Source organism: Sphingobium yanoikuyae (assembly GCF_034424525.1).
GTDB classification, from domain to species: Bacteria; Pseudomonadota; Alphaproteobacteria; order Sphingomonadales; family Sphingomonadaceae; genus Sphingobium; species Sphingobium yanoikuyae.
The window spans coordinates 17136-34045 of the sequence record NZ_CP139981.1 but is presented as its reverse complement, the minus strand read 5'-3'; the positions used below and the strand labels follow the sequence as shown (position 1 = coordinate 34045).

Here is a 16910-nt window from a genome sequence, read left to right as displayed (position 1 = left end):
ATCATGATCTTTCGTCAGTTGTTCGAGCCGGAGTCCTCGACCTACACCTACCTCCTCGGTTGCCCGGAGACGCGCAAAGCCGTCCTGATCGATCCTGTCCTCGAAACGATCGAACGCGACCTTGCCGCGCTTCAGGAACTGGATCTCGAACTGGCTTATACGTTGGAGACGCATGTGCATGCGGACCACGTCACATCGGCCTGCTATCTGCGCAGCCTTACCGGCTCCAAGATCGCGCACCCCGCCATGGACGGCCTTCCCTGTGCTGACGTGGGGGTCGCCGAGGACCAGCCTTTGACTGTCGGCGCGCTCAAGCTTCAGCCGCTGTTTACGCCGGGGCACACCGACGCCCACCATACCTACCTGGTTGAGCAGCCCGATGGTCTTCGCGCCTTCACCGGCGACGCCCTGCTAATCGACGGCTGTGGCCGCACCGACTTCCAAAACGGTGACGCCGCCACCCTTTATCACTCCGTCACGCAGAAGATTTTCACGCTGCCGGGCGATGGTCTGATCTACCCGGCTCACGACTACAATCATCGCCACATCACGACAGTGGCGCAGGAGCGTGAACGGAACCCGCGCCTTGCGGGCAAGACCGTTCAGGAATTCGTCGCGATCATGGCCGCTCTCGATCTTCCCTACCCAAAGAAGATCGACGTTGCCGTTCCGGCAAACAAGCTTTGCGGTGATTGCCCGACAGATTTGCCGGAAATGCTGCGCCAGATAGGCGGCAAGTCCGAGCAGGGCTGAGCCATCCGATACAGGTTCATTTACAGGAGAAAGTCGATGCCAACACGCACCTCGAAACAACTGGTTTCCGAAGCGAATGCGATTGTCGAAACTATCGCGCCTGACGATGCAGCCAAACTTGTCGGCAATCCCAAGGTCCAGTTCGTTGACATCCGCGAGCCAGGGGAAGTCGCAAAATCGGGGCTGGTGGCTGGTGCGGTGCATGTCCCGCGTGGCCTTCTGGAATTCCAGGTCGATCCTGAAAGCCCCACCCACAATGCCAAACTCGCCAGTGGATCGCGGTTGGTGCTCTATTGTGGGTCCGGCGCCCGCTCGGCGCTGGCCGCAAAATCACTCAAGGAGATGGGCGTGGAGAATGTCGCCCACGTCCCCGGCGGGTTTGCGGCGCTCAAGGATGCCGGCGCTTCAATCGCACCGGAATAACCCATGGCGCGCTCGAGCGCCGCTTCTCGCAGGCAGGATACAATCCTTGGATAGCCATATCGCATTCGCCAGCCTCGGATTGAGCCCGATAGCCATCTCCATAGGCCCGCTCGACATCCGCTGGTACTCGCTGGCCTATATCGCCGGCATCATTGCCGGGTGGTGGTATCTGCTGCGGCTGCTGGCCCAACCAGCGGCCCCGATGAACCGCGCACAAGCCGACGATCTCGTGTTCTACGCGACGTTGGGCGTTATCCTCGGTGGCCGTCTCGGCTATGTGATCTTTTACGGTCCTGAGATGATCTTCGACCCCCTGCAAATCCTCAAGCTGTGGGACGGCGGCATGTCGTTCCACGGGGGTGCAGCTGGCGTCTCGCTCGCGCTGATCCTGTTCGCGCGACGACACGGCCTCGAATGGCTGCACGCGCTCATGAAGCTCTCGACTATTTCAACGGCAACGTCACAAATCCGTTCGATGAGCTAACATGGCCCAGCATTGCCGAAGGTTATCTTCTAGTCGCACAGAAGGCGGTATCAGACGCATTGGTCGCTTTGGAACGTGCAAACAGCGTTGGTTGGACCAAGCACGGCCAATAACTATCGTCCTGGCCCTTCCCGCGAACGATCGCGGTTCCTAGATCGTTCGCTCTGCCGCTTCCGCTCCATCGCGGCTACCGATCGCTCATGAATTGTAGGCGTTCGCCCTGCCCCCACAAATTGCCGCACCTGGTCGGCAAGCTGGCGGTCAGCTGGATCGCTGCTTGTCTCAAGCCGCTTGGCGGCAGCTAGATAGCGGTGTTGCGTCTCATTCCATGCCTGCCGCCCGCGCACCACGAAATCCGGAGCGGTTGACCGCCCCGCCAGCTGGTCTCGCGCGGCCGCAGTGATCTTCTGATTGGCAAACGGCGCAGGTGCGGTGCCGGCCATGTAGCGCTGCCTCATCCGATTCAGGGCCATGCTCTGACCGGCTCGGCCGACACCACGCGCTGCGCGAGGCGTTGCCTCGGCAGTAACCCCCCTCGCCCGCAATTCCTCTGCAAAGCGCTCCCGGTAATGATGCAGCGTTTGAGGTCGCGGGTTGAAGCGTTGCCCTGTGTCGCCGCGCGCGGCAACCGTCACATGCACGTGGGGCCGCGGTGTGTCCGTATGCAGCGCCAGGACGTAATCCCACTCATGCCCGATCTCGCTGCGCGCGACCTCGCGCACCGCTGAAAGAACCTTGTCGGGGTCTGTCCCTGCCGGCATCGAAAAAACCATGCTCACGGCGGCTACGGTAGAATTGTCACGCCAATAGACAGGATCGCCCCAATCGCGCGCCAGCTCCGCCCGAGCTTCCTTGTCAGTCAGTATGTCGCCATCACGCGTTTCAAGCGGCACATCGCCTTTCCGGCCGATATAGTCGAAATGCGCAGCCGCGTGGTTCTTGCCCTTCGGCCTGCCCGTAACCTTGACCATGACCTCCGGGGCACGGCTGACAACGCGAGCAAGCCGCGCCCGCGTGCTCCCGCCCTGGCCTGCCCGCCTCGAACTCAGCGAGCGCAGCAACATATCGGCCCCGCGCCTGTTCGGGTCGCTGGTCAGCTTTGGTTTGAACAGCGCGGCAAGCTGTCCCGCCTCAAAGCTGCTATCAAAGTCGCTCACTGGAAACCTCCCAATAGGACAGGTCAGCTTTCGTAGCGGCGCCGATACCTTCGACGGCCGCGCCGATCGCCGCGCGCAGGTCGTTGACCTTTTGCAGCTCGCCGGCGATCTCCGCTGCATTGTCCGCCAGCGCCATCTTGTTAGCGGCTCGGGCGATCTGATTCACGTTGCGCCCAATGCGCTGCAACGCCTGACGGCAATTCAACAGCTCTTCGCGCAATTCGCGATCGACAGGCGCGGCAATGCCGATGTGTCGCCGCACAAGAGCCATGGCCCAGGTCGCCGGGGTCATGCGGCGCTCTTTTGCGCGATGGCGGATCACGGCCAGTTCGGTTTCGGTCGGCCGAAGATAAAGGCGATGCTCGCCAGCGGCCTCGCGGTCAACAAGAGGTGCGGCCTCGCTGGCCGCCCCGGACTGCCGGAGCACGGCGTCAACCAGTTGACGCATGAAGGGGCCGCGCCCTCCCCTCGTCTGCGCAAGCGCGTCAATCTTTGCGAGCTTGGTTGCCTCGATCTTGAAGCCCAGCGTCTTTTCCATGTGGGGTAGGTATCTCCCAACCGTGAAGCGCGATCCGATAGGATTGAGCGTATCGGTTAACATTAGCCGCCGCAAGGCTTATCCTGCCATAAAGTAGATACCTACCCCACAAACAAAAAGCGGTGGCAACTGCCACCGCTCTAAATTCCACGTCGCCTCGATGCTGAGAGAACGTGGACGGTAAAAGCTATCAGAAGTCGAAGGTTTGGGGCGCGGCCTCGCCGTCGAACCGAACCGTGACCTGGCCACTTAGAACAATCCCGCGACGGCCCTGAATGATGATAGCCGGTGCGTCGGTAGCCTCTTTCGGCTGACGGGGGGCGCGCGGCTTGTGATCGGAAGGATCGGCAAGCACGGCCCCCTCCCCTTCCCGCTCGTCGTCGTGAGCGTCCAGTTCAGGCCGCTCCCGACGATCGTCCGTCGCACTGGTAGCAGCTGCCACCAAGGCGCGCGATTCTTGGGGCGACGCTGGATCGTCGATCGCTTTAGCGGCACCGGCCTGCGCGGTCTCTTCCTCGGGGCTGCCTTGGAGCGTAGCAAGAAACTGCTCACAGGCGGCGGCTGTCGGATTTTCGTTTGCTGCCACGAAATTGCGCGTGGCCTGCTCGTCCAGCTCGATCGCGTGTTTGATCGCGACGGCGGCACGCGGAGAACAATTCTTCAACGCGGCAAGAATGTCCTCGGGCAAGGTGCGCAGCGAGTAGAGCCGCTTCACTTCCGAATGCGGCTTGGCGATGCGCGCGGCTAGATCCTTTGTCGAGAGCGTGTCACTGACGCGGCTCGCGATGAAACTGACGCGCTCAGCCAGACTTAGGGCTTGGCGTTGCTCGTTCTCAAGAAACTGGTCGAGGCCAATATCGCGCTCGGCGTCCGCCTGATCCAGAACGGTGTCGATCTGGTCGAAACCAAGCTGGCGGCACGCGCGATAGCGCCGCTCTCCGTAGCGGATGATGTAGCGACCGTTCGATGTTGGCGCGACAACGATGGGTTGCAGCAAGCCGCGGTCCTTGATGGTTGCGGCCAGTGCATCAATCTCGGCCTGGTCGAACTCCCGGCGAACCTGCGTGGGGTCTGGATCAATGTCATCGAGCGGAAGGCGCTGAAACCGTCCAGCTGCCTTGAACTCGGTATTCGCGGGGACGGCCGAAAAGTCCATCGCGTCCATATCGAAGTCGGCAAAGCTCTTCTTCGCCGGTTTGACAGCTGCCTTGCTCATGCGGCTTCCCTCTCAGCTTGATCGACAATGTAGGAGACGACTTCGCGCACGATCGGCGCGCTACGCCGCGTGTCCTTTGCCAAGCGCCAAACGGGAATTTCGAGTAAAGCCGCCTCGCGCATGTGCTCGCGGTGCGGAATGGTGTGCGGCACCACATTGGCAGGAAGCGCCTGCCCAATGCGGTCCATCAGCATTTTTGAAACTTCGCTCGTTGTCTGAACGCGGTTGAACACGATCCCGAACCGGGTCGCGTTACCCTCCCCGCGCACCTTGTTTGCAAGGCTGATGCTTTGCGAGATTTCGTTGAGCGACTGACGCGCGGTTTTGTCGGGGTCCAGTGGGACCGCGACATAATCGGACGCAATCAGCGCCATGAGGTTCCGGCCATCCCACGCGGGCGCAGTGTCGATCACGCAGTAGTCGTAGTGCTTGGCAAGGCCGGCACGAATGGCGCGGACATAAGCGCCGATGTGCTGGCCTTGCTGCGGGCTGTCAGTCGTCAACTCGACGATCTGCCGTGTGTTCTTGAAACAGGCCAGCGCCGGAGGTTCTTCGTTCGGGTCGAAGTCAAGAATCGACTGAACCGGGCCGATCTGCTCGAACTCGGCTTTCAGCATCCCGGCACTGTGGCATTGCTTGTCCAGGTCCAGGACCACGACACGCTTGCCCTGCTCGGCCAGATGCCACGCAATATGACAGGTAAGCGTGGTCTTGCCGATGCCGCCGCGCTCATTGGTCACTACGATTGTTCGCATTGAGAATCCCTTCAATGGCTGCGCCACGGGCTACTTGTGCCAGCGGTTATGAGCGGCGCTGTTTCCCGATCCGAAGCGATACTGCGACTGCATATACCATGGGTTCGGATCGTCGTTCAGGTTGAGGCCCTTGCCCTTGCGGCGCGGGCCGGTCTGTTCGGTTGGTGGGTCTTTGCCGAAGAAAACGATCAGCACGAAGACGGCGACGGCTCCCACTCCTAGCCAGCCAAAAGCGAAATAGGCCGCGAGTCCGACTGCAAGGACGACGATCAGCGCGGTTGCCGCGATCGCAAGCCACAGGGCAAGCGATGCCCAAAGCATGACAGTCCGTAGCACGCTGGCTGCGCGCCGAAGTTTGCTGGCAATCTCACGGCGCATAGCGGCCTCCTAAGCTGTTCGGCTCTCGCCTCGCTCGGAGCCGATCAGCTTAGGGAAAGGCTGCTCCCTGAAGATGTTCGGCACCTCGGTTCGCAGGGCACGCGACATACGTAGCGCCGTCAGCAAAGTGGCGTCCTGTCTGCCGTTCTCGATGGCCGCGACTGTTTCAGGGGAGACTTGAATCCTCGCTGCCAGCTCGGATTGCGTAAGTCCGGAAGCGACGCGCAAGCTCGCTACACGATTGAACAGTTTGGCTGCCACACATGCCTCACGTAGTTAAACCCTATTCTTGTTAGGGTCTGTGAAAAGCATTGTCCACAAAAAAGGGCGGCCACCAGGCCGCCCGTTTTAGGTGAAAGGGGGGGGGCTTAGTCAGCCCCGCCCCGAACCAAGATACCCAGCCCCTCAGCGATCAGGTCCACCGAGTAGCGGGTTTCGCCATTGCTCTCGTAGCTGTTCTGGCGGACCCGTCCGGTGATGTGAACCAGGTCGCCCTTGCCCAAGTCAGCGGCGCGCTCTGCCAGCTGGCGGAAGAACGTCACGCGGTTCCAGTGCGTATCGGTCTTCCATTCATCGCCATCCTTGCGGTTGTAGTTCGCGGCGACGGAAACATGGGTGACTTTATCGGTCGTATCGACACTGCCAACGCGGCCGATGATCCGAAATTCAGCGATGTTCTGCATGGTAGTCTCCTTTGGATAAGCGTTGCTGACGGATTTTTTGCGGCGGAGCTGAGCTACGCGGGCAAGCTGAAAATGGGAGGGTCCGCTTGCGGAAACCCAAGGCCGAAGGCCGGTTTTCTGCTTGCCCGCATTAGTGGCGATGTGGAGTTCGTATCCGTCAGACAGCAACGCCCAAAGGAAACGGCCCGAGTAGATGCAGCAATTTGGACTGGCGGCGGTGGCAGCTGCCACTGGCCATTGGCACCCATAGGTCGCTGCGCTCGATCGGCACGGCGGGGATTGGAAAACCCTGTCGCGGCTCCGCCGCTCTTTCCGTAGCTGGCAGTCCGTTGACGCGAGCAGGGGACTGCCGGTGGCAGCTGCCACCGGCTTGAAGCCGAACAGAAAGGGCAATCAGCGGTTCCGCTCACGATGATTTCGCTGAGGGCTGGGTTCTTGCACCTGGGCGGCACGATGGGCCGCCCACACCCGCTTGACGGTGCTGCGGTCGCAATCGGCCAGCTCTGCCGTTTTGGCAATGCTCTTGCCCGCTTCGCGCAATGCCACAATGCGGGCGTGCGTTGCCCGATCGCCTTTGCGCCCTCCGCTGCGCCCTGCGGCCTTTGCCAAGGCGATACCTTGGCGCTGTCGCTCGCGGCGATCGGTGTAATCGTCGTGAGCCATCTGCAGGGCGATCTTCAAGAGCATCGCCTGAACAGATTCGAGCACGATGCGGGCGATGCCCTCGGCGTCGGCCGCGAGGTCGGACAGGTCCACGACGCCGGGAATGGCAAGTCGCGCGCCTCGCGCACGAATTGTCTCAACCAGCTGCTCGGCCTCGGCCAAGGGAAGACGACTAATCCGGTCAATCTTCTCGGCAATCACCACTTCACCGGGTTGAAGATCGGCAATCATACGCAGCAACTCGGGGCGGTCGGCACGGGCACCCGATGCCTTCTCCCGATAGACTGCCGCGACATAATAGCCCGCTGCCTTCGCCTCGGCTACGATGGCATCCTGTCGGCGTAAGTCCTGTGCATCGGTGCTGACGCGCAAATAAACGCGGCCGATCTGCGGCGCGAAGGCGGGGGACGGCTCAATATCAGTGGCCATCGTTTGTTGAAGCTTCCTTGCCTAGCTGGGGACCATCCGGGGGCGAGGCCAGCATGTTGGATATGCTGGCTTCTGCGCTCGCGATCGCATCGCGGATTTCATCGGCCTGTTCGCGCAGCGCCGCCAATTGGCGGTCGCGCGGCAAAATTGCCCTCAGCCAATTAGCGCGCTGCTCGATTTGAGCGATCTGTTCGGCAAAAAACTGAGCGTCGGATCTCATCCGATCAAGCTCAGCCTGCGCCACGCGTAGTTTGCGGTTCCAAGCGGAATCGCGCGCCTTCGCTCGCCTGACCTCGTCCCGGTCTTGCTTGGCTTTGCGCTTCCGCTCCTGATCTAGCGCCTTTTGCAAGGCATCGCGTTTCCTGATCCGCTCGGCCTCAGCCGCTTCATCACGCCTGCGCGCGATCAAAGCATCCAGCGCCGAACGATCGTGAATGTCTATGTTGTTGCAGACCCATCTGATCCTTCGGAATGCCTTGTCCTCGATTTGGCCGATGCGGCTTGGCGACACACCGACGATCTTTGCAGTCGCGGCAAGAGTGAGCGCGGGAGAGGGGCCAAGCCCGATCCGCAAGCGGACAACCTGTTGCTCATGCGGTTCCAGCATCGCGATCAACCGCTCGACGGTTCGATGGTCGGTGATCGGCCTCTCTACATCGCGCTTTGCAAGCCGAGCTGCGAACAGCTCCATGGCCGATTTCATCGCGTCGTCCTGACCGTCCATGCAGGGTTTGAACCTCGCTCGTCCAAATATGGCGCACAATCTATACCATCTGCGCTAGGCGCGAAAGCCATGGCGCAAATAGCTGCTTGAGCAACCCTATTGCGCCATGCTGCCCGTGCCGACATTCTGCGCCTAGCTGTAGTGGACTGCAATGATGATTGGCCGGACGCGCAATAATGGGCCTCAGCGGACGCAGATTGGCTGAGACGGAGGCACATTGTTGATCCGCTCGCGCCCGATGTCCGAAACCGCCAGAAAAGCTGGTTGCCACGGACCAAGCAGGCGTTGATTTCGGGATCGGGTTTCTTGGCGTCAAAACCGGCCGGGGCAAGGGCTTCCACCGGCCGCAAGAAAACCGGACGTTTTCCTTGCGACGGGCAATAATACCGATTACGTTACATGTAACAAGTTTGATTGGAGTAATCCCGGTGCCGTCACCAGTCACAGAGCGAGTCCAGAAGCGTCGTGACGCCCTGCGTGCGGCCGGTCTGCGGCCGATCCAGATATGGGTTCCTGATACCCGACGACCGGGGTTCGCGGAGGAATGTCGGCGACAGGCGCTCGTGGTCGCAGCAGCCGACGCGGCGGACCATGACTTGGACGCCTTCATGGATGCGGCCCTGATCGATCTCGACCCCGAAGGCGAGGCGTGAACCGGGGCGACCTGGTGACGATCGCGTTGCCCGGCGACTTTGGCAAACCGCGCCCCGCCCTCATCATCCAGTCGGACCAGTTCGACCAGACCGGCACCATCACTGTACTGCTGGTATCGGGAACGCTGGTTGACGCTCCCCTGATCCGTACGACGATCGATCCGACACCGACCAATGGCTTGAGGAAGCGGTCGCAGGTCATGGTGGATAAGGCGATGTCGGTGAAGCGCGACAAGATTGGGGCGACGATCGGCCATCTCGATGCCGAAGCCATGCTGGCGGTTACGCGAGCGCTGGCCGTCTTCTTCGCCATTGCCTGATCCAGCAATGCCGAAGACGGCTCCCCCTGATAACGGCCTCTATCCTCCCAAGGACAGGATGGGCTTCGCGGTTCCGGTTTCACCTGGCCATTCGCTGCTGCTCTTGAACAGCTACATGCGAACCGACTTGCTGCTCGGTATCCACCGGCATATTCATCGGATGCAGAACCAAGACGCGCCGGGATCGCCGATCCACCATTTGGCGGACAGCATCGCCCATGTCGTCGCCGCATATGACGGCATCAACCTGTTCGAGTGCATTGCCCGCAACACCCTCCATATTGACCCCGATTTCGAGTTCCGCCACGAGCCGGACTATGCTCATGACATCAAACTCATGAAGCATCATCTGCGTTGTCTTCGACGGACAATCAGGGACTTGGCATGCTACGATTGAGGCCCGACCGATCGGTCGGATTGTCAGTTTCCGGTATCGCGCGCGGGCGGATCAACAATGTGCCTCCGTCTCACCGATCATGCGCTGCATCTCAATGATCGTGCGCCTGCCGCGCCGGTCCGTCTCACGTAATGTGAGCTGGAAACCGCCCTTTATTGCGCGTCCGGCCAATCATCATTGCAGTCCGCTACACCTAGCGAGAAGGACGCAAACACGATGCCAACCATATACCTGAAACGAACATCGCCGTTGATGACCAAGCTCGGGGCCAACATCGCTCGCGAACTAAAGAAACTAGGCATAACTCAAGGGGAGTTGTCCGAACGCTCGGGCGTTGCGGCGTCACATATTTCATACATGGTGCGCGGACATGGTAATCCAACGCTTGCCACCTTGGAGAGCCTTGCCGATGCTTTCGGATTATCGGCTGTCGAATTATTGGCAGCGGATAGCACTTCCCGCGACAAGTCCTGAAAGGCAGTCGCTTTATTTGATCGGAACAATCTATGTCCAGTAACCCGCCCCGCGAATTTGACCGACTGCTACAAGATGCGCCGCTGGTGCGGGCAATGGGGGGAGCACTCTCGATGTTTGCCACGCTGCTTGCGCGTCAAGGCATTGTCGAGGCGAGCGAGGTTGCAAACTTGCTGGGTATCTATGCGGTCGCCACAAGCGAAGTCGATAATGAAGAGGGCATGATCTTGGGATGCTGGGCAGCTATGATCCGCGACGTGGCGGAGCAACAGCGCACATCTGCTCGCAAATAGCCCCGGCGCGCACGGCGCTAGCCGTGAGCCGCTTCGATCTTCTGGGCCAGCTCAGCCAGGTGATCGGAAGCAAGTAGATCCTCGGCGGTAAGATCGGCCGCGAAAAACTCGCTTCCGCTGGGTGGCGCGCGATCGGCGGCGAAAGCGGCCAGATAGGGCCGCGCCTCGTCCGTTGCGATCCAGCGCCAGAAAGCATTGCCCTGGCCGAATAAACCGCTCTCGAACATATCGAGCCGTGCTTGTGCGAAGTCGGTCAATTTGCGTCTCCTGACAATCAGGCGGTTCGGCAAAAAACGTATGGCCCGCCCCGTTTGCAAGTAGGATTTTACGGTGTTCTGATCAGTCTGCGTCAACGTATGCGGTCTCACGGGAGCATCCCGTGGCCAAGATGGACATCCGCACGTCTGGAGCCACAATAAGGGAACCGGCAACAGGTGCCATTTTTTTGCCCGGGCTTTCCAGACGCCGATCGACTGTCAGGCCATCTTCACGATCCTTCCTGCAAACATCGTTGGGCTACGCGTGCAGAAGCACGCAGCCGATCCGTTATGCCGCTGCTGGATAGCCGCGTTCGAAGCTCACTTCTTTGCGGAGGGCTGCCCAAGCGATCCGCGCCAGTTTATTCGCCAATGCGACGACGATTGCGTTGCGATGAACTCCTCGCTCGATCATTCCTGTTAACCAACGTCCCAGCGGGGTTTCGCTGCGCGCCAGTGACGGTAATGCTGCCCGGGCGCCATGGATGAGCAAAGTGCGCAAATAGGTGTTGCCACGCTTGGAGATGCCGAGCAGCCGGGGCTTGCCGCCGGTAGTATGTTGCCTGGGTACCAGGCCGAGCCAGGCACCCAAGTCTCGCGCTTTGGCAAAGCTGCTGGCATCGCCCACGGCTGCAATCAAAGCGGTTGCGTTCAATGTACCGATGCCGGGGATGGACGTGAGCCGCCGGGCAGCTGCATCATTGCGAGCCAGTTCGACAAACTCGCCGTTCAGTGCCTCGACCTTGGTATCAAGTTCGTGCCATTCGGCACGCAGTTCACCCACCAGTTGCTTCAAGCGTGGTGATAGGGTCGTATCTTCGGCGGCCAGCATGGCATCAATGCCCAGCTCCAGCTTGCGCCGTCCGGCCGGGCAAATGGTCCCCCGCTCCAGCAGGATCGCCCGCAGTTGGTTGATGAGGTTTGTGCGCTCGGCTACCAGGCGGGACCTGACGCGGTGGAGGGTCTGGATGTCCAACTGCTCCTGAGTCTTGAGTTCGACGAAGCGCATCGTCGGGCGCGAGGCGGCCTCGGCAATCCCCTCCGCATCACGATCATCATTCTTCTGCGCTTTAACATACGGGCGCACGTACTCCGGCGACATCAATCTGATTTCGTGCCCCTGCGCGGCGAAAAGTCGACCAAGGTGGTGGGCACCACAGCACGCCTCCATTGCAATCACGCAAGCCGGAAGCTTGGTCACGTAATCGATAAGTGTCTGTCGGCGCATCGACTTACGCACGATGACAGCGCCTGCTGCATCAACGCCTACGACACTGCAGGCATTCTTGCCCAAATCAACGCCAAGGATCACAATAGACATCGGTCCGCTCCTTTCCCTTTCAAGCACCAGCATCATACCTGATGCTGGTGAAAAGGGGCGGGCCATCCCATAAGGGAGGCCGAAGCCTCCCTTTGTCTTACTGGAACAGTTTGATGAAAGCGGGCGCGAGGCCGATGACTGCGAGGACGAAACCGACGCTGCCGATGACCCAAGTCTGTGCCGTCAGCTTGCTTTCGATTCCCTTGTTCGCCTCCTGAACCTTCACGGCGATATACTCCTCAATAGCCTCTACAACTTCCGCTGCGGCGTCGTCGGACAGATTAGCCGCTTTCAGTGCTCTAAACAATTTGATGTGCATCCGGTTCTCCTTCTCGTTGGTGACGGGAGACACCCGGCATGGGCACCGGCGCCGGCTGTCAGGGACCGCGAAGCGGCCGCGGTAGCGGGCGGTGGGGGAGCCGATTTGCGCAGCAAATTGGGGGAACCGCCGATCCTTGATGCGGCCTGGTGCAGCCCTCATGCTAGGAAGACACTGACGGGGGGATTTAACGAACTAACGCCCGTCCATCGGGCGGACCTTCACCCTGCGCCGTCTCGCGCCCGAACGATCGCGCTGTATTCCAGCAGCGTTTGTCGGACATTCTCATCATCCATCACATTGAGCGCATGGCCGGTGGCCGATGCCTGATCCGTCCGCATTTCGAGCCAAGCGATCCGCGCCGTGTTCGGCACAACGCGACCATGCTCAAGCGCGATCTGCTCGCTGTAACCGGCGATAACATCGTTGATGGCCTCAAGGGCTGCCTCATAGGCGATGGCCTGATCTTGGGTCCACAAGGGCGCTGTCGGTGTGGGGGCAGTCACCTTGCCATATAGAGAGGGCAACTGGTCTCCCGGCAAGCGCAAACTACGCCATTTGCGCTTGCCGGGAGTGGGCGGCCCTACCGGGGGGCTTGGGCCGTTGATGGGCCTATAATCCTCAAACTCACAACGCCAAATGGCGTTGGATAGATTGAAAGGGCGGCGCGACAAACAGATGCCCCCTCGAAGCGCATCGCGCGACGTTGCGCATGGACCGCGACAATTCTCGCTTTCAGTTGTCGCTTAACCAAGCGAGCTGCTGACCGATTCCAAGCCCCTCCATCGGAACCGATGCGCGCCGTTCGATCTGCGGCCAAAGGGGATCGCGATAGTTGCGGCCTGCGAGAACGATCAGCGGCGCGGCGGCGTCGATCTGCTCGGCCATTGCTTCGATCACGCGCGCGCCCCAAAGGCGGCGCGCGCCTGCCTTCATCGCGCCTAGCTGTAGGGGCTCGCAATCGTAGCGGCGTCTGCTCGCCAACAGCGCGATTTCCTGCTCACGCTATCTGCCACTGGCGCGTGGCGCCGTGCTCAAATTAGCTGCCAATGTGCTCGCCCTCATCCGGCGCTGCTCGCAAACGAGGCGTCGCACTCACGCTGTCTGCCAACAACTTCGACCGCCAGCGGGAGGTCGATCAGACGGCCATAGGCTGTCCCGTTTCTCCATCTGCACCGGGCAGTTTCGGGAAAAGCCAATCGGGAACACATTTCGGGAAAATGGCACCTCGTTGCCATCGAGCGCGCCTTGCCGCCGTCAGCCGTCCCACTCGACCTTCGTTTTTGGGAAACTGCTTATCGTCCGGGCGGGGGCGGTTCGTCGAACAGCATTTCCAGATCATCGGCCTCAAACCCGCCCTTGGGGCGCTCGACGAGCGTGAAGCGCCATCGCTGCCCGCGCCGTAGCTCAGTGAACCCGGCGCGCTCCGCCGCTCGGACGTGGACAAAGACCTTGGGCTGCTTGTCGTCACGAGAGATGAAGCCCCAGGCCCCACCACGGTCGAGGTATTTGATCGTTCCGGTCGGCATGATGCCTTCCTTTCGGGCCTAGCCCTCCTTGGCGCAGGCGAGGCACATCGTCGTCGCGGGCGCACGATCGAGGCGCTTGGCCTCGATTTCCTCACCACAGCGGACGCACCAGCCATAATCGCCGCTGTCGATCCGCATCAGTGCGGCGTCGATGCGGCTACATTCGGCTTGCCGGTGCCGCTGCGCCGCCAGTGCCATTGCCTGCACCTGCATGGCGTCGATCCGCGACAGGCGGCCGACGCTTTCCTGATCGAGCGTGACCGGGGCGCGCGTTTCCTCGGCCGCCGCATCATCGGCGACGAGCTGATCGCGAAGCGCCAGCAGTTGCCGACGCCGCGCATCAAGGTCCGGCGCGTCCCCGGCTATGTCAGCGTACCAACAGTACCGGGGCGCGAACGGTGCGGATCATCGTTGTCGTCGTGCTGCCGACGATCAGGGTGCGAAGCGGCGAGTGTCCATAGGCACCCATCACCAGCATCGCGCCGGGATGCGCCGCCATATGATCGCCGATCACCGCATCGACCTTGCCGTCACGCAGGACGGTTTCGGAACAGGCGGGCAGCGTTGCTGCCGCTGCGCCGAGCTGGTCGCGGTGTTTGCCATCATCCGGCCCCGCCATGACGAGGTGTACTGGCAAACCACCGAACAGCGGCGAGGTAGCGACATGACGGACAGCGCGGCAGGCGGCGGGGCTGTTGTCGAAGGCGATCACCACCGCGTCAGGTGCCTTGGCTTCGCGTGAGGCGATCAGCACCGGCTTGTCGCTGGCACGCACGACCCGTTCGACCTTGGAGCCGATATGGTCGGTCGCGAACTCGCCCGACGCGCCGCGCTTGCCGATGATGACCAATGCAGCATCGGCTTCACGCTCGACGATCGTCTCCACGATCCCTCCATGCAGGTGCATCGACGCGACCGTGATGCCCTGCTCCTTCAAGCGAGTGCCGCCTGCGTCCAGCAGGATGCGCCCTTCCTCGATGGCAAGACGCCCCGCCGCTTCCTCGATGCGGGTCAGCTCTTCCAGCAGCTCGCTTTTGACACCGAGGCCGATCGCGCCGCTATGATCGTTGCGCGATGCCACGGCATCCTTGCGCTGGACGACGTGCAGCAGCTCGACATCGGCCCCGAGCCGGGTAGCGGCCCAGGCCGCCAGATCGACGACGCTGGTCGCGTAGGTGGATGCGTCGATACAGGCCAATATGCGGTTCATAAGCCCTCTCCTCAGTGGGCGCCGAGCGCTGCTTCGGCGCCGGGCTTGTCATGGACGGCGAAGCGATCGACCATCGTCGCGCTCGCCTGATTGAGGCCGATGACCTCGACATGGGTGCCTTCGCGGCGGAACTTGAGGATCGCCTTGTCGAGGCTCCCCACCGCCGAAATGTCCCAGAAGTGCGCGGCGGTCAGGTCGATGACCACATTGTCCAGCACCTCCTTGAAGTCGAAGGCGTCGGCGAACCGCTCGGACGAGGCGAAGAACACCTGACCCGAGACGCGGTAGGTCCGCGTCCTGCCATCCGCGCTCAGCTCGGATGCCACGTCGAACAGGCGCTTGACCTTGCTGGCGAAGAACAGACCGGACAGGATCACGCCTGCGACCACGCCTTGCGCCAGATCGTGCGTCGAGACGACAACCAGCACCGTCACCAGCATGACAACCGACGACTGCCACGGATGGCTCTTGAGGTTCCTGATCGATCCCCAGGAGAAGGTGCCGATCGACACCATAATCATCACCGCGACCAGCGCCGGCATCGGAATGCGGGCGACCAGCGGCCCCAGTACGACGATCAGGAACAGCAGGAACGCGCCCGACACAAAGGTGGAAAGGCGGGTGGAGCCGCCCGACTTCACGTTGATGACCGACTGCCCGATCATGGCGCAGCCGCCCATCCCGCCGAGGAAGCCGGTCAGAAAATTGGCGATACCCTGCCCCTTCATCTCGCGGCGCTTGTTCGATGGCGTGTCGGTCAGATCATCGACGATCTGCGCGGTCATCATCGATTCCAGCAGGCCAACCGCCGCCATCGTCAGCGAATAGGGGAAAATGATGCGCAGCGTTTCCAGCGTGAACGGCACCTGTGGGATGCCGAACGCTGGCAGCGACGAGGGCAGCTTGCCCATATCGCCCACCGTGTTGACCTTGATGCCGGCATAGATCGAGACGATCGTCAGGATCACGATCGCGACCAGCGGCGACGGGATCGCCTTGGTCAGACGCGGGAACAGGTAGATGATCGCCAGGCCCGCCGCGACCATCGCGTAGGTTTCCCACCGGACGTTCGTTAGCTGGGGAAGCTGCGCGATGAAGATTAGGATCGCGAGCGCGTTGACGAAGCCGGTGATGACCGAGCGTGACACATACTGCATCAGCAGGTCGAGCTTCAGGAAGCCGGCGACGCCCTGGATCAGTCCCATGAGGATGGTGGCGGCAAAGAGGTACTGGACGCCGTGATCGCGGATCAGCGGCAGGACAAGAACCGCAATGGCGGCGGTTGCGGCCGAAATCATGCCGGGGCGTCCGCCCACGAGCGAGATGATGACGGCGATGGAGAAGGAGGCAAACAGCCCGACGCTTGGATCGACGCCGGCAATGATCGAGAAGCCGATGGCCTCCGGGATCAGCGCGAGCGCGACGACGATACCCGCAAGCACGTCGGCGCGCGGGTTCGAGAGCCATTCGCGTCGAAGCGAAGTAGCAAATGTCATGTAGAAACCTGATCGCAATAGCGAGGGGCGCACGCCGTCAGACGCGTTCAATCAACGATACTCGGAAGCGAGGCCCAAATTCGCTAAGGTTATCCCGGGGATAGGCGCCGGGCCGAGCCACCCGAATCAATCCGGGTCCGTCGAAGGCCTCTAGATAGTCACTGATCGGACCATATTGCAACTGCGAACATCAGCAGCCTGCATTCCCATAATACCATCCCATTCGGGACGGTCGCGGCCAGCGCGCTTCGACTGGTTCAGTCGTAAACGTATATCTGTGCCCGTTTTATGCGCCACCCGCTGTTCGCAAAAACCTTCCTTTCTGACGATCCTGCCGGCGGGCCATGACCGCAACGCATTTCTGCGGCCCGCCGCGTGTCAAAACTGTTCTGGAAACCCGCTTCGCAAAAGCGTCTGCCGGCGACGGGTTTGGAGAAC

At 61.3% G+C, this 16910-nt stretch carries 24 protein-coding genes, 2 pseudogenes and 1 other annotated feature; of the genes and pseudogenes, 8 read left to right on the top strand and 18 right to left on the bottom strand.

The genetic code is table 11. From position 1 onward, the window contains the following. Window positions 1–3: 3 nt before the first annotated feature. From U0025_RS25445 to U0025_RS25435, 3 genes and pseudogenes are all read left to right on the top strand, one after another. Complete coding sequence (locus U0025_RS25445) at window positions 4–753, top strand: MBL fold metallo-hydrolase (RefSeq protein WP_004213268.1); 750 nt, start codon at window positions 4–6, stop codon at window positions 751–753. Window positions 754–789: 36 nt separating this feature from the next. After that, window positions 790–1176, top strand: a complete 387-nt coding sequence (locus U0025_RS25440; RefSeq protein WP_004213269.1) for a rhodanese-like domain-containing protein — start codon at window positions 790–792, stop codon at window positions 1174–1176. A 46-nt stretch (window positions 1177–1222) separates the two neighbouring features. Next, window positions 1223–1597 (top strand): annotated as a pseudogene (locus U0025_RS25435) (prolipoprotein diacylglyceryl transferase); the annotation flags it as partial. 176 nt (window positions 1598–1773) lie between these two features. On the opposite strand, the gene U0025_RS25430 reads toward U0025_RS25435, so the two are convergent. The 9 genes from U0025_RS25430 to U0025_RS25390 all read right to left on the bottom strand — a co-directional run bounded on the left by U0025_RS25430 (window position 1774) and on the right by U0025_RS25390 (window position 8203). After that, window positions 1774–2817, bottom strand: a complete 1044-nt coding sequence (locus U0025_RS25430) for a relaxase/mobilization nuclease domain-containing protein (RefSeq protein WP_004213271.1) — start codon at window positions 2815–2817, stop codon at window positions 1774–1776. Then, complete coding sequence (mobC, locus tag U0025_RS25425) at window positions 2804–3355, bottom strand: plasmid mobilization relaxosome protein MobC (protein ID WP_004213273.1); 552 nt, start codon at window positions 3353–3355, stop codon at window positions 2804–2806. Before mobC ends, U0025_RS25430 begins: the two co-directional genes overlap by 14 nt. A gap of 190 nt (window positions 3356–3545) precedes the next feature. Then, a complete protein-coding gene (locus tag U0025_RS25420; protein WP_004213274.1) occupies window positions 3546–4571 on the bottom strand; it encodes a ParB/RepB/Spo0J family partition protein in 1026 nt (341 codons plus the stop codon). Further along, window positions 4568–5326, bottom strand: a complete 759-nt coding sequence (locus U0025_RS25415; RefSeq protein ID WP_004213275.1) for a ParA family protein — start codon at window positions 5324–5326, stop codon at window positions 4568–4570. The genes U0025_RS25420 and U0025_RS25415 overlap by 4 nt, the downstream gene beginning before the upstream one ends. Before the next feature lie 30 nt (window positions 5327–5356). Next, window positions 5357–5704, bottom strand: coding sequence for a hypothetical protein (locus tag U0025_RS25410; RefSeq protein ID WP_004213276.1), 348 nt, complete (start codon window positions 5702–5704; stop codon window positions 5357–5359). A gap of 9 nt (window positions 5705–5713) precedes the next feature. Continuing rightward, the gene (locus tag U0025_RS25405; RefSeq protein ID WP_007016081.1) at window positions 5714–5965 is read right to left on the bottom strand and encodes a helix-turn-helix transcriptional regulator; all 252 of its coding nucleotides are present in this window, start codon (window positions 5963–5965) and stop codon (window positions 5714–5716) included. A gap of 107 nt (window positions 5966–6072) precedes the next feature. Next, on the bottom strand, window positions 6073–6387 hold the full coding sequence (locus U0025_RS25400) for a single-stranded DNA-binding protein (protein WP_004213277.1): 315 nt from the start codon (window positions 6385–6387) through the stop codon (window positions 6073–6075). 393 nt (window positions 6388–6780) lie between these two features. Next, window positions 6781–7479, bottom strand: a complete 699-nt coding sequence (locus tag U0025_RS25395) for a recombinase family protein (RefSeq protein ID WP_004213279.1) — start codon at window positions 7477–7479, stop codon at window positions 6781–6783. Next, window positions 7469–8203, bottom strand: a complete 735-nt coding sequence (locus U0025_RS25390; RefSeq protein WP_006953917.1) for a sigma factor-like helix-turn-helix DNA-binding protein — start codon at window positions 8201–8203, stop codon at window positions 7469–7471. The genes U0025_RS25395 and U0025_RS25390 overlap by 11 nt, the downstream gene beginning before the upstream one ends. 428 nt (window positions 8204–8631) lie before the next feature. Here U0025_RS25390 and U0025_RS25385 point away from each other — a divergent pair, with 428 nt between their 5' ends. From U0025_RS25385 to U0025_RS25365, 5 genes are all read left to right on the top strand, one after another. Beyond that, window positions 8632–8856, top strand: coding sequence for an antitoxin MazE family protein (locus U0025_RS25385; protein WP_037492488.1), 225 nt, complete (start codon window positions 8632–8634; stop codon window positions 8854–8856). Beyond that, complete coding sequence (locus U0025_RS25380) at window positions 8853–9176, top strand: type II toxin-antitoxin system PemK/MazF family toxin (protein WP_004213284.1); 324 nt, start codon at window positions 8853–8855, stop codon at window positions 9174–9176. The genes U0025_RS25385 and U0025_RS25380 overlap by 4 nt, the downstream gene beginning before the upstream one ends. Window positions 9177–9183: 7 nt before the next feature. Further along, complete coding sequence (locus U0025_RS25375) at window positions 9184–9573, top strand: hypothetical protein (RefSeq protein ID WP_157225255.1); 390 nt, start codon at window positions 9184–9186, stop codon at window positions 9571–9573. A gap of 216 nt (window positions 9574–9789) precedes the next feature. Beyond that, window positions 9790–10047, top strand: a complete 258-nt coding sequence (locus tag U0025_RS25370; protein ID WP_080604562.1) for a helix-turn-helix domain-containing protein — start codon at window positions 9790–9792, stop codon at window positions 10045–10047. A gap of 32 nt (window positions 10048–10079) precedes the next feature. Beyond that, window positions 10080–10340: a hypothetical protein gene (locus tag U0025_RS25365; protein WP_225870704.1), complete on the top strand. Its 261-nt coding sequence runs from the start codon at window positions 10080–10082 to the stop codon at window positions 10338–10340. Window positions 10341–10357: 17 nt separating this feature from the next. Here the strand turns inward: U0025_RS25365 and U0025_RS25360 are convergent, their stop codons facing one another. The 9 genes and pseudogenes from U0025_RS25360 to U0025_RS25320 all read right to left on the bottom strand — a co-directional run bounded on the left by U0025_RS25360 (window position 10358) and on the right by U0025_RS25320 (window position 16472). Then, the gene (locus tag U0025_RS25360) at window positions 10358–10597 is read right to left on the bottom strand and encodes a hypothetical protein (protein WP_004213290.1); all 240 of its coding nucleotides are present in this window, start codon (window positions 10595–10597) and stop codon (window positions 10358–10360) included. A gap of 289 nt (window positions 10598–10886) precedes the next feature. After that, window positions 10887–11918 (bottom strand): IS110 family RNA-guided transposase, encoded by a 1032-nt coding sequence (locus U0025_RS25355; protein WP_004209467.1) that lies wholly within the window; start codon window positions 11916–11918, stop codon window positions 10887–10889. 97 nt (window positions 11919–12015) lie between these two features. After that, the gene (locus U0025_RS25350; RefSeq protein WP_004213291.1) at window positions 12016–12237 is read right to left on the bottom strand and encodes a hypothetical protein; all 222 of its coding nucleotides are present in this window, start codon (window positions 12235–12237) and stop codon (window positions 12016–12018) included. A gap of 221 nt (window positions 12238–12458) precedes the next feature. Further along, window positions 12459–12716: a hypothetical protein gene (locus tag U0025_RS25345; protein ID WP_006953903.1), complete on the bottom strand. Its 258-nt coding sequence runs from the start codon at window positions 12714–12716 to the stop codon at window positions 12459–12461. A 256-nt stretch (window positions 12717–12972) separates the two neighbouring features. Then, window positions 12973–13182, bottom strand: a pseudogene (locus U0025_RS25340) (DUF6884 domain-containing protein); the annotation flags it as partial. A gap of 350 nt (window positions 13183–13532) precedes the next feature. After that, a complete protein-coding gene (locus U0025_RS25335; RefSeq protein ID WP_004213294.1) occupies window positions 13533–13766 on the bottom strand; it encodes a cold-shock protein in 234 nt (77 codons plus the stop codon). An 18-nt stretch (window positions 13767–13784) separates the two neighbouring features. Further along, complete coding sequence (locus tag U0025_RS25330) at window positions 13785–13979, bottom strand: TraR/DksA family transcriptional regulator (protein WP_004213295.1); 195 nt, start codon at window positions 13977–13979, stop codon at window positions 13785–13787. Window positions 13980–14133: 154 nt separating this feature from the next. Next, window positions 14134–14976 (bottom strand): universal stress protein, encoded by an 843-nt coding sequence (locus U0025_RS25325; RefSeq protein WP_004213296.1) that lies wholly within the window; start codon window positions 14974–14976, stop codon window positions 14134–14136. Window positions 14977–14987: 11 nt separating this feature from the next. Beyond that, the gene (locus U0025_RS25320) at window positions 14988–16472 is read right to left on the bottom strand and encodes a SulP family inorganic anion transporter (protein ID WP_004213297.1); all 1485 of its coding nucleotides are present in this window, start codon (window positions 16470–16472) and stop codon (window positions 14988–14990) included. Window positions 16473–16559: 87 nt separating this feature from the next. Beyond that, window positions 16560–16614: a sequence feature (sul1 is cis-regulatory element that is thought to sense ions involved in sulfur or methionine metabolism; They are found in Alphaproteobacteria), on the bottom strand. Between the last annotated feature and the right edge of the window lie 296 nt (window positions 16615–16910).